10 protein-coding genes are annotated in these 12201 nt (G+C 67.9%); 5 read left to right on the top strand and 5 right to left on the bottom strand.

The genetic code is table 11. The features are described 5' to 3' along the window. Positions 1-2 precede the first annotated feature (2 nt). The 5 genes from SFC76_RS10335 (at position 3) to cyoD (ending at position 4479) form a co-directional block, all read left to right on the top strand. Positions 3-335: a GCN5-related N-acetyltransferase gene (locus tag SFC76_RS10335; RefSeq protein ID WP_322849387.1), complete on the top strand. Its 333-nt coding sequence runs from the start codon at positions 3-5 to the stop codon at positions 333-335. 235 nt (positions 336-570) lie between these two features. Beyond that, on the top strand, positions 571-1464 hold the full coding sequence (gene cyoA, locus SFC76_RS10330; RefSeq protein ID WP_322849386.1) for a ubiquinol oxidase subunit II: 894 nt from the start codon (positions 571-573) through the stop codon (positions 1462-1464). Positions 1465-1466: 2 nt separating this feature from the next. Then, the gene (gene cyoB / locus SFC76_RS10325; protein WP_322849385.1) at positions 1467-3473 is read left to right on the top strand and encodes a cytochrome o ubiquinol oxidase subunit I; all 2007 of its coding nucleotides are present in this window, start codon (positions 1467-1469) and stop codon (positions 3471-3473) included. Next, positions 3470-4093 (top strand): cytochrome o ubiquinol oxidase subunit III, encoded by a 624-nt coding sequence (cyoC, locus tag SFC76_RS10320; RefSeq protein WP_322849384.1) that lies wholly within the window; start codon positions 3470-3472, stop codon positions 4091-4093. Before cyoB ends, cyoC begins: the two co-directional genes overlap by 4 nt. After that, positions 4090-4479, top strand: coding sequence for a cytochrome o ubiquinol oxidase subunit IV (gene cyoD / locus SFC76_RS10315; RefSeq protein WP_322849383.1), 390 nt, complete (start codon positions 4090-4092; stop codon positions 4477-4479). The genes cyoC and cyoD overlap by 4 nt, the downstream gene beginning before the upstream one ends. 3 nt (positions 4480-4482) lie before the next feature. On the opposite strand, the gene treA is transcribed toward cyoD, so the two are convergent. From treA to glgC, 5 genes are read right to left on the bottom strand one after another with little or no spacing between them, the layout of a single operon-like run. Continuing rightward, positions 4483-6021, bottom strand: coding sequence for an alpha,alpha-trehalase TreA (treA, locus tag SFC76_RS10310; RefSeq protein WP_322849382.1), 1539 nt, complete (start codon positions 6019-6021; stop codon positions 4483-4485). Next, a complete protein-coding gene (locus SFC76_RS10305) occupies positions 6018-7910 on the bottom strand; it encodes an isoamylase (RefSeq protein ID WP_322849381.1) in 1893 nt (630 codons plus the stop codon). The genes treA and SFC76_RS10305 overlap by 4 nt, the downstream gene beginning before the upstream one ends. Further along, positions 7907-9526: an alpha-D-glucose phosphate-specific phosphoglucomutase gene (locus tag SFC76_RS10300; RefSeq protein ID WP_322849380.1), complete on the bottom strand. Its 1620-nt coding sequence runs from the start codon at positions 9524-9526 to the stop codon at positions 7907-7909. The genes SFC76_RS10305 and SFC76_RS10300 overlap by 4 nt, the downstream gene beginning before the upstream one ends. Continuing rightward, on the bottom strand, positions 9523-10938 hold the full coding sequence (glgA, locus tag SFC76_RS10295) for a glycogen synthase GlgA (protein WP_322849379.1): 1416 nt from the start codon (positions 10936-10938) through the stop codon (positions 9523-9525). Before glgA ends, SFC76_RS10300 begins: the two co-directional genes overlap by 4 nt. Beyond that, on the bottom strand, positions 10935-12197 hold the full coding sequence (glgC, locus tag SFC76_RS10290) for a glucose-1-phosphate adenylyltransferase (RefSeq protein WP_322849378.1): 1263 nt from the start codon (positions 12195-12197) through the stop codon (positions 10935-10937). Before glgC ends, glgA begins: the two co-directional genes overlap by 4 nt. Between the last annotated feature and the right edge of the window lie 4 nt (positions 12198-12201).

Below are 12201 nucleotides of genomic sequence, written 5' to 3'. Positions count from 1 at the left end.
CGATGGCGGGCGCGGATACCCACCGCGCCGCGCTGGAAGCCGCATGGCTGACGCTGACCCGCGAGACCCTGCCCGGTCTCGCGGGTCTTCGTTCGTGGCCGGTGCGCGCCGATCATTGTTTTCAGCGCATCCTGCTCGACGCCGCGGTCGGCGGGGTGTGGTATGACGCCGTCCGCGCGCGCCCGGCATATCGGTTCATCGCGATGGACCTGCTGGAGCGGGCGGTGTCGTTCGGGCAGGGGGCGGTCGACGGAACGGTCGACCTCGCCGCATTGAACCGCCAGTCGCTGGCGTGGCGGCGCGAGAAGAAGGCTGCGGCTCCGTCGATGCTGTAGGCGTGACAGCGCGCACGCGCGCCTTCAACCACTCCGTCACCCCGCATTGGCTCGCCCGTCGGCGAACGTCTGCCTCTCCGGTAAACCAGCACTGTGCTCCTGCTTTCGCAGGAGTACCGTGGGCGGGGCGCAGAAATCTTCCACACATCCGCCGCCGGCAATAGTTCGTCACCCGACGAAACCACCCGCACCCCCATCCGTTGGCCCCGTTAGGGAGAACCGTCAAAACGGCTCCGTGAAGGGACCCGATGATCTGCTTGCCGTCGACCGCATGTTGAAACCGATCGCCATCGCCACGACTGCGCTCGGGCTGAGCGGTTGCGCGCCCGCGCTGCTCGATCCCGCCGGCCCGGTGGCCGCGGGCGAGAAGACGCTGCTGATCAATTCGCTCGCGGTGATGCTCGGTATCGTCGTCCCGGTGATCGTCGCGACGATCGCCTTCGCCTGGTGGTTCCGCGCCGGCAATGCCCGCGCCAAACGCCGCCCCGATTTCGCCTATTCCGGCAAGCTCGAACTGCTGGTCTGGTCGGTGCCGTTGCTCGTCATCATCTTCCTCGGCGGGATGGGCTGGATCGCCGCACACGAACTCGACCCACGCCGCCCGCTCGCATCGAAGCAGAAGCCGATCGTCATCCAGGTCGTCGCGCTCGATTGGAAATGGCTGTTCGTCTATCCCGAACAGGGTATCGCCACCGTCAACCGCGTCATCGTCCCCGCCGGCACGCCGATCGACTTCCGCATCACCTCCGCGACCGTGATGAACAGCTTCTTCGTGCCGCGGCTGGGCAGCCAGATCTACGCGATGTCGGGCATGGAGGCGAAGCTGAACCTGATGGCGGACAAGCCCGGCCAATTCCCCGGCCTGTCCGCGCATTATAGCGGCGAGGGGTTTTCAGACATGGACTTCGTCGTCGACGCCGTACCGCCGCAGCAATTCGCAGCCTGGGCGGCAGGGACGAAGGGGCGGGGGCCTGCACTAAACGGCGACAGCTATCACGCGCTCGCGCGTCAGCGGGGCAATGTGAAGCCGTTCGCTTATGGCAGCGTCCCGGCCGGCTTCTTCGCCGCCGCCGTGCGGGAAGCGGGCGCGCCGGTGCATGAAGTCGATAACGGCGGGCGGGAGAATTGAGCATGTTCGGCAAGCTCAATTGGCATTCGATCCCCTGGGACCAGCCGATCCCGCTGATCGCCGCGGCAATCGTCGGCAGCGGCATCCTCGCGGTGCTGGTCTGGACATGGCGCGCCGGCCACGTCCCCTATATCTGGAACGAGTGGATCACCTCGGTCGATCACAAGCGGATCGGCGTCATGTATTGCATCTTCGCGCTGCTGATGCTGATGCGCGGCTTCGTCGATGCGGCGATGATGCGCAGCCAGCAGGCGATCGCCTACGGCAATCCCGGTTATCTGCCGCCGGAACATTACGACCAGATCTTCTCCGCGCACGGCACGATCATGATCTTCTTCGTGGCGATGCCGTTCGTCATCGGGCTGATGAACTTCGTCGTGCCGTTGCAACTCGGCGTGCGCGACGTCGCCTTTCCGACGCTCAACAACGTCAGCTTCTGGCTCACCGCGAGCGGCGCGCTGCTGATCAATCTCAGCCTCGTCATCGGCGAGTTCGCCAAGACCGGCTGGCTCGCCTATCCGCCGCTGTCGGAGCTGCGCTTCTCGCCCGGCGTCGGCGTCGATTACTATCTGTGGGCGCTACAGATTTCGGGCGTCGGCACCTTGCTGTCGGGGGTCAACCTCGTCACGACGATTCTCAAGATGCGCGCCCCCGGCATGGGCTATACCCGCATGCCGATGTTCTGCTGGACGAGCCTCGCCTCCAACCTGCTGATCGTCGCCGCCTTCCCGATCCTTACCGCGACGCTCGCGATGCTGCTGCTCGACCGCTATCTCGGCTTCCACTTCTTCACCAACGATGCCGGCGGCAACCAGATGATGTTCGTCAACCTCATCTGGGCTTGGGGCCATCCCGAGGTCTATATCCTGATCTTGCCGGCGTTCGGCGTTTTTAGCGAGGTCGTTTCGACCTTTTCGGGCAAGCCGCTGTTCGGTTATCGGTCGATGGTCGTCGCGACGATGGTGATCTGCATCCTGTCGTTCATCGTCTGGCTGCATCACTTCTTCACGATGGGTGCGGGCGCCGACGTCAACGGCTTCTTCGGCGTGACGACGATGATCATCGCGGTGCCGACCGGGGTGAAGGTCTTCAACTGGCTGTTCACGATGTACGGCGGCCGCATCCGTTTCCACGTGCCGATGATGTGGGCGGTGGCGTTCATGATCACCTTCGTGATCGGCGGCATGACCGGCGTGCTGCTGGCGGTACCGCCCGCCGATTTCGTGCTGCACAATTCCTTGTTCCTCGTCGCGCATTTCCACAACGTCATCATCGGCGGCGTGCTGTTCGGCGCCTTTGCCGGCTACAATTACTGGTTTCCCAAGGCCTTCGGCTTCACGCTCGACGAACGCTGGGGCAAGCGCGCCTTCTGGTTGTGGGTGATCGGCTTCTACGTCGCCTTCATGCCGCTCTACGTGCTCGGGCTGATGGGGATGACGCGGCGGATGCAGCATTACGACGTGCCGGGCTGGCAGCCGTGGCTGATCGCCGCCGCCTTCGGTGCGCTGATGATCGCCGGCGGCATGGCGTGCCAGGTGATCCAGCTCTACGTCTCGATCCGCAACCGCAAGGACCTCGCCGACACCAGCGGCGATCCGTGGGACGGCCGCAGCCTGGAATGGATCACCACCTCGCCGCCGCCGCCGTTCAATTTCGCGGTCCTGCCCGACGTGAAGGGCGAGGAAGCCTATTGGGGCATCAAGTCGACCGCGCGCGAGAACCGCGAACTGTCGGAGCGGCCGAACTATGAGGCGTTCCACATGCCGCGCAACTCGCCGACCGGCGTCGTCACCGCCTTCTTCACCACCGCGCTCGGCTTTGCCGCGGTCTGGCATATCTGGTGGCTGTTCGGACTGGGCTTCCTCGGTGCCTGGGCGACCTTCGTCGTCTTCGCGTGGCGCGACGAGAACGAGACCGAGATCAGCGCCGCGGAGGCCGAACGGCTCGACCGCGATCGCCGCGCCGCCAAGGCGGAGTTGCTCGACATCCCCGCGGACCAGCCGGCATGAGCGGCGATCCGCACAAGCTCGGCCGAGGTGAGACGGCGCCCAGCGAACGCGGTCCCGCGCCCAAGCGGATCGTCGTCGCCTACGGCTTTTGGATCTTCCTGCTCACCGATTTCATCATGTTCGCCGGCTTCTTCGCCGCTTATGCGGTGCTGGCTAAGGCGACGGCCGGCGGCCCCGCGGCGCGCGACATCGTCGAGCTGCCGCTGGTCGGCGCCGAGACGGCCTTGCTGCTCGCCTCCAGCTTCGCCTGCGGCATGGCGGGGATCGCGGTGGAAGCGAAGAACCGCGCCTGGTTCCAGATCGCGATGGCGGCGACCGCACTGCTCGGCGCCGGCTTCCTCGGCCTCGAAGCCTATGAGTTCCTGCATCTCATCGGCGAGGGCAACGGGCCGCAGCGCAGCGCCTTCCTGTCCGCCTTCTTCGCGCTCGTCGGCTGCCACGGCCTGCACGTCACGCTCGGCCTCGTCTGGCTGACGACGATGATGGCGCAGGTGCAGGCCAAGGGCTTCCGCGACGAGATCGTCCGCCGGATCGCCTGTTTCAGCCTGTTCTGGCACGCGCTCGACATCATCTGGGTGGCGCTGTTCACCACCGTCTATCTGCTGGGAGTGGCGCGATGAGCGACCGGAGCGACAGGAGCGACCTGGACGACGATCGCGCGCCCGGTGAGGGCAGCAGCGAAACGGGCGACATCCGCGCCAAGGTGATGACCTATGTCGCCGGCTTCGTGCTGGCGGCGGTGCTCAGCATCGCTTCGTTCGCGGCGGTGCACAGCGGGGTGATCTACGGTCCCGGCATTCCGGTGGCATTGATCGCGCTGGCGATCGCGCAGATGGGCGTCCACCTCGTCTTCTTCCTCCACGTCACCAGCGGGCCGGACAATACCAACAACGTCCTCGCTCTGGCGTTCGGCGTGCTGATCGTCGGGCTGGTGCTGATCGGCTCGATCTGGATCATGGCGCACCTCGACCACAATCTGATGCCGGCGGACATGCCGCCGATGTAGCGCCTAGCGCGGCGGGGCATCCCCCGCCGCGAGCAGCGCGCGCGTCACGCCGTTGGTCCAGCCGAAGCCGTCCTGCAGCGGATATTCGCCGCCGCCACCCGGCAGCCGCTCGACGACATTGTACTTTTCGAGCAGCTTGCCGCTCGCCGCATATTCGCGGCTGACCGTCGCCAGCCAGTTGGTCGCGATCCGCTTCGCCAGCACATCCTCGCGATAGCGGCGCAGCCCCTGGATCGCGATCCATTGCAGTGGCGCCCAGCCGTTGGGCTCGTCCCATTGCTGCCCGGTCTTGACCGCGGTCGTTCCGAGCCCGCCTTCGCCGACCAGCGGCGCGAGCGCCTGCGCGGTCGCCTTCGCCCGCTCCGCCGAAGCGAGGCCGACGAACAGGGGGTAAGCCATCGCCGCGGTCCGCCCGTCGGCGACGCGGCGCGCGTCGAGGTCGTAATCGGCGTAATAGCCCGCGGCGTTCCACAGATGCGCCGCGATCGCCTTCTCCCGCGCATCCGCCGCCGCCGCATACGTAGCGGCGCAGCCGGCATCCTTGAGCAGGCGGCAATTGTCGGCGATGCTGCGCTCCATCCCGTACATCAGGCTGTTGAGATCGACCGGCACGATCCGCGTCGTCCGGATCGTCGCCAGCGTCCGCCCGTCGCCGAGCCAACGCGAGCTGAAGTCCCAGCCGCTCTCCGCGCCGGCGCGCAGGTCGCGGTACATCGCCTTCGCATCGCGCCCCGGCGTCGCCGCGACCAGCGACGCATCCTCGCGATAGCTCTCGTCGCGGGGATCGTCGCGATCGTCCCAATAGCGGTTGAGCAGCGACCCGTCCGTCAGCCGCACCACGCGCGCGTTCTCGCCGCCCGGCCGCAGCCCGGCGGCCCCCGCCATCCAGAAATCATGCTCGGCGCGCATCCATGCCGTGCGCTGCGCCAGCGTCGCCGTGTCCTTCGACAGGCCGGCGATCAGGTAGAAGAACGGCGGTTGCGAGCGGCTGAGATAATAGCTGCGCGTGCCGTTGGGGATGCGCCCGTAGCGATCGATCAGGCTGCCGAAGTCGGCGACCATGTCCTCGACCAGATCCTGCCGCCCGGACACTTGCAGTCCGAGCATCGTGAACCAGCTATCCCAATAATACATCTCGCGGAATCGCCCGCCCGGCACCACGAAGCGCTTGGGCAGCGGCAGCGCCGACGATCCCGCCGGCACGGTCGGCAGCGTCCGCGTCAGTTGCGGCCACAGCACGTCGATATGCTCGGCGAGCCCCAGCTTGCGCGACGGCGGCGGCGCCGCCGGCGTCACCGGCAAGGTGAAATTGGCGAGCACGAACGCCTTCAGCGCGGCATCGTCCTTGCAGTCGCAGCGACGATAATCGGCGAGGATCGCAGCATCGCCCCGCCGCGGCTCGGCATCGGCGAAGGTCTTCGAATCCGGAAAGACCTGCCGCATCTGCACGTCGCGGAACAGCGGACCGAAGCGCTGCGCCGGCGACAGCGGTGCGGCGGCGACGAGCAGCCCGGCGAGCGACAGCATCAAGGGACGGATCATGCGCGACTCTCCAACAGCGTGCCATGGCCCAGCGTCACGCGCCGCGCCCGGCGATCGACCCGCAATGTGACGCGCCGCTCGCCGTCGGGCAAGCGCAGCGCGAAGCCGTCGGCGCCGGCCCAATCATCCTGCCGCATCGGTGCACCGTCCAGCCGCCGCCAGTCGGGCACGTCATAGGGCGCGACGCGATCCAGACCCGCCGCCGCGCGGAATGCCGCCAGCGCGCAGGCGAAATCCTCCAGCGCCCGATCGCGCCCGGCCCAATCCACCCAGCCGATCGCATTGTCCTGCGCATAAGCGTTGTTGTTGCCCCCCTGCGTCCGCCCGAATTCATCGCCCGCGGTCAGCAGGATCGTGCCGCGCGACGCGAACAGCGTCGCCAGCAAGGCGCGCCGGTCGGCATCGCGACGGGCGACGACGGCGGGATCGTCGCTCGGCCCTTCGACGCCGTTGTTCCAGCTATGGTTGTCGCCGTGGCCGTCGCGATTGTCCTCGCCGTTGGCGTGATTGTGCCGCTCGGCATAGGCGACGGTATCGGCGAGCGTGAAGCCGTCGTGCGCCGCGATGAAATTGACGCTGCGCGTGTCGCCGCCGCCGAACACGTCGTCCGATCCGGCGAGCCGCGTCGCCAGCGCGCCCGCATCGCCGTCGCCTTTCCAGAAGCGCCGGACATCGTCGCGATAGCGGTCGTTCCATTCGAGCCAGTGCGCCGGAAAACGCCCGAGCTGATACCCGTCCGGCCCGATGTCCCACGGCTCGGCGATCATGATGCGGCTCGCGAGCAAGGGGTCGGCGGCGATCTCGGCGAAGATCGGCGCGTGCGGATCGAACCCCGGCCCGCGCGCCAGCACCGGCGCCAGATCGAACCGGAAGCCGTCGACCCCGAGCCGCGCGAAATGCCGCAGGCTGGCGAGGATCAGCGCGCGCACTTCGGGTCGCGAGCAATCGAGCGTGTTGCCGGTGCCGGTGTCGTTGATCAGCGTGCCGTCGTCGGCATGCGCATGATACAGCCGCTCGTCCAAACCGCGCAGCGACAGGGTCGGCCCGTAGACATCGCTCTCGCCGGTGTGATTGAAGACGAGGTCGAGGATCACGCCGATCCCCGCCGCACGCAGCGCCGCGACGGTCTCGCGCAGCTCGGCGATCCCGCCCGGCGCCAGCCGCGGATCGATCGCCATCGGCACCACCGGATTATAGCCCCAGGCGTTGCGCAGCCCGAGCGGCGGGAGATGCCGCTCATCGATCCACGCGACGATCGGCATCAGCTCAATCGCGCTCACCCGCAACCGTTGCAGATGCGCGATTACCGCGGGATGCGCGAGCGCCGCGATCGTCCCCCGCTGCGCCTCCGACACATCCGGATGCAGCATCGTGAACCCGCGGACGTTGAGTTCGTAGATCAGCCCGCCGGGCGTGAAGAGCGGTGGGGAGAGGGCGCCGGCCTCATTCCCTTCGAAACCCCGGCGGAGGCCGGGGCCCGGTTGGGAAGGCCTCGGGGGCAAGTCGCTGCCGTCGCCCAACTGGACCCCGGCCTCCGCCGGGGTCCGGCGCGCGGAATCGGACGAGACCACCACGCCCCAAGGCACCAGCACGCCCGTCTCGACTCCCGGCTGACCGAGCCGCGGGTCATAAACGAACGCCCGGTCCAGCTCGACGGCATAGGGATCGACCAGCAGCTTGGCGGGATCGGCCGCCGCCCGGAACCCGTAGCGCTGGCCGGCCTCGATCCCCGGCACGTCCACCGACCAGATGCCACCCGCACCGGCCATCGCCACCCGCCGCTCGACCGCGCCGTCCCACAGGCACAGCGTCACCGCCGTCGCCGAGCGCACCGCGAACCGGACTCCGCCATCGTACAAGATCGCGCCCAGCGCGGGCGCGTCGCTCACGTGATGACGTCCGGCTCGGTCCGTCCGGTGTGCTGCACGATGCCGGCGATCGCATCCGCCGCCGCGACGATATCCGCCAGCATCTCGCCGGTCTCGCGATCGAGATCGCCGCCCGCCGGCTCGTAGCGTTCCAGATACACCCGCAACGTCGCGCCGCTGGTGCCGGTGCCCGACAGGCGGAACACCACGCGGCTGCCGCCCTCGAACAGGATGCGCACGCCCTGGTTGCGGCTCACCGAGCCGTCGGTCGGATCGGTATAGGCGAAATCGTCCGCCGCCGCGATTCTCAGCCCGGCGACCTCCGTCCCCGTCAGCGTGCCGAGCTTGCCGCGCAACTCGGCCATCAGCGCATCGGCGCGCGCGCTCTCGACGCCCTCGTAATCGTGGCGGGCGTAATAGTTGCGGCCATAGGTCGCCCAGTGATCGCGTGCGATCGCGTCGACCGACTCGCCCCGAACGCTGAGGATGTTGAGCCACAGCAGCACCGCCCACAGCCCGTCCTTCTCGCGGACGTGATCCGATCCGGTGCCGGCGCTTTCCTCGCCGCAGATCGTCGCCATGCCGGCGTCGAGCAGATTGCCGAAGAATTTCCACCCCGTCGGCGTTTCGAAGATCGGCAGGCCCAGCTTCTCCGCGACGCGATCCGCCGCGGCGCTGGTCGGCATCGATCGCGCGATCCCCTTGAGGCCGGCCTTGTAGCCTGGCGCGAGATGCGCGTTGGCCGCCAGCATCGCGAGACTGTCCGACGGCGTCACGAACCGGGCCCGCCCGATGATGAGGTTGCGGTCGCCGTCGCCGTCCGACGCCGCGCCGAAATCCGGCGCATCCGCCGCCATCATCGTCTCGTACAATTCGTGCGCGTGGACGAGATTGGGGTCGGGGTGATGCCCGCCGAAATCCTCCAGCGGCTCGCCGTTGCGCACCGTGCCCGCCGCGAAGCCGAGCCGCTTCTCCAGGATCTCGGTCGCATAGGGCCCGGTGATCGCGCTCATCGCATCGAACGCCATCGTCAGCTTGGCGGCGCGGATCGCGTCGAAGTCGAACAGTTGCTCCATCAGCGCGGCATAATCCGCGACCGGGTCGACCACCTCGACCGTCATGTCGCCGACCGTCACCTCGCCGAGCGTGTCGAGATCGACGTCCGCGGCATCGACCGTCAGCCAGCGATCGATCGTCTTCGTCCGCTCGTACAGCGCCTCGGTGACCTGCTCGGGCGCCGGGCCGCCGTTGGCAATATTGTATTTGATCCCGAAATCCTCGGTCGGCCCACCGGGATTGTGGCTCGCCGACAGCACCAGCCCGCCCAGCGCCTTGCGGATGCGGATCATGTTGCTCGCCGCCGGGGTCGACAGCAGCCCGCCGCGCCCGACGACGACGCGGCCGAAGCCGTTCGCCGCGGCGATGCGGATCGCCTTCTGGATCACCTCGCGGTTGAGGAAGCGGCCGTCGCCGCCGATCACCAAAGTCGCGCCGTCCTTGCCGTCGATCACGTCGAACACCGCCTGGACGAAGTTCTCGGCATAATCGGGCTGCTGAAAGACGGTGACCTTCTTGCGCAAACCGGACGTGCCGGGCTTCTGGTCGGAATAGGCTTGGCTGGCGACGGTACGGATCATGCGGTTCCTGTCAGGCTCTTGTAGAGGTCGGCATAGCGGCGGCCGCTTTCCGACCAGGAGAAATCGGCGCGCATCCCGTTGCGCTGGATCGCGCACCATAGATCGGGGCGCGCGTAAGCGGCAATGGCGCGGCGGATCGCGTGGCCGAGCGAATGATGGCTCGCCTCGCCGTGCTGGAAGCCGGTGGCGACGCCGGCGGCGAGCGCCGCCTCGTTGGCGTCGATCACCGTGTCGGCGAGCCCGCCGGTGCGCGCGACGACGGGCACGCAGCCGTAGGCGAGGCCGTAGAGCTGCGTCAGCCCGCACGGCTCGAAGCGCGACGGGATCAGGATCGCGTCCGCGCCGCCCTGCAACAGGTGCGACAGCGGCTCGTCATAGCCGATCGTCACCGCGATCCGCCCCGGATAGCGCGCCGCCGCGGCGAGCAGCGCCGCCTCCAGATGCGCATCGCCCGAGCCGAGCAGTGCCAGCCGCGCGCCGCCGGCGACCAGTTCGTCGAGGCAGGTGACGAGCACGTCCATGCCCTTCTGCCACGTCAGCCGGCTGATGACGGTGAACAGCGGGCCGTCGCCCTTGTCGAGCCCGAACACCTTTTCGACCGCGCGCTTGTTCGCCTTGCGCCGGCCGAGCGCCCGCGCGGTGAAGCGGCTCGGCAGGGCGGTGTCCGTCTCGGGGTTCCACACGGCGGGATCGATGCCGTTGACGATGCCGTGCACGCGGTCGCGCCGCGTCTCGATCAGCCCTTCCAGCCCCATGCCGAACCGCGGCTCGCGGACCTCCGCGGCATAGGTCGGGCTGACCGTGGTGATCGCATCGGCCGCCTCCAGCCCTGCCTTCAGGAAGCCGACACCACCGTAATATTCGACGCCGTCGATCGCATAGGCTTCGTCCGGCAAATCCAGTCCGGCGAACACCTCCGCCCCGAACTGGCCCTGGAAGGCGATGTTGTGGACCGTCATCACGCTGGCGGTACGGCTTTGTGCGGTGCGCCGGTAGCGCAGATAGGCCGGTGCCAGCGCCGCCTGCCAGTCGTGCGCGTGGAGCACGTCATAGCCCTGCGCCACCTCCGCCGCCGCCCGCGCCAGCGCCGCGAAGCGGTGCCAGTCGTCGGGCTTGTCGTAGAGCCCGCCCGGACGCGCGAACAGCGCCGGCGCGTCGAGCACCAGCAACGGATGCTCGCCGATCCGCGCGCTGAGCAGCCGCGCCTCGACGCCGAGCAGGTCGCGCCAGCGCCGCACGACCTTCGCCCCCTTCACCGCCTTGCCGACCGCCGGATAGCCCGGGATCATCGTCGTCGTCGCGACGCCATGCGGCGCCAGCGCATCGGGCAGCGCGCCCACCACGTCGGCGAGCCCGCCGGTCTTGACCAGCGGAAACGCCTCCGAGGCGACCGAGAGGACGGACAGGCTCACAGATCGAGGCGGTCGATCATCGGCTGGGTGATCAGGCAGATGCCCTTGTCGGTCCGCCGGAACCGGCGCGTATCCAGCTCGGGGTCCTCGCCGACGACCAGCCCGTCGGGGATGACGACGCCGCGGTCGATCACCACGCGGCTCAACCGCGCGTTGCGGCCGATATGGCAATAGGGGAGGACCACCGCTTCATCGAGCGACGAGAAGCTGTGCGCCCGCACGCCCGTCGACAACAGGCTGCGGTGGATCGCCGAGCCAGAGACGATGCAATTGCCGGACACGAGGCTCGACACCGCCGAACCGCGCCGCCCGTCCTCGTCATGGACGAACTTCGCCGGCGGGGTGATCTCCGAATAGGTCCAGAGAGGCCATTCGTGATCGTAGACGTCGAGCTGCGGGATGATATCGGTGAGGTCGATGTTCGCCTCCCAATAGGCATCGACCGTGCCGACGTCGCGCCAATAGGCCGCCGGCTCCTCGCTGGTCCGCACGCAGCTCTTCGAGAAGCGATGCGCCTGCGCGACGCCATGCTCGACCAGATAGGGGATGATGTCCTTGCCGAAGTCGCGTGCCGAACCCTCGGTCGCGGCGTCGCGCTTGAGCTGCTCGATCAGGAACTTGGTGCGGAAGACGTAGATGCCGAGGCTGGCCAATGCGATATCGGGCTGGCCGGGGATCGCGGGGGGATCGGCGGGCTTCTCGACGAAGTCGATGATCCGGTCGGTCTCGTCGACGTGCATCACGCCGAACGCCACCGCCTCCATCCGCGGCACCTCCATACAGGCGACGGTCACGTCCGCACCGCTGTCGCAATGCTGCTGGAGCATGATCTCGTAATCCATCTTGTAGATGTGATCCCCGGCCAGGATCACCATATACTCGACGTTATACGTCTCGATGATGTCGATGTTCTGGAACACCGCATCGGCGGTACCCTCATACCATTGGAACTCCGACACGCGCTGCGAGGCGGGCAGGATGTCGAAGCTCTCGTTGCGCTCCGGGCGCAGGAAGTTCCAGCCGCGCTGGAGATGGCGGATCAACGAATGCGCCTTGTATTGCGTCGCGACGCCGATCCGGCGGATGCCCGAATTGATCGCATTCGACAGCGCGAAGTCAATGATCCGGCTCTTGCCGCCGAAATACACCGCGGGCTTGGCGCGCGTGTCGGTCAGCTCCATCAACCGGCTGCCGCGCCCGCCCGCCAGCACGTATGCCATCGCGTCGCGCGAAAGCGGCTGTCCTCGTCTGTCTACCATCGGC

It is taken from the genome of Sphingomonas sp. CD22, assembly GCF_034556155.1.
Classification (GTDB): Bacteria; Pseudomonadota; Alphaproteobacteria; order Sphingomonadales; family Sphingomonadaceae; genus Sphingomonas.
The sequence above is the reverse complement of the archived record's forward strand: the minus strand, read 5'-3'. Positions and strand labels throughout refer to the sequence as shown.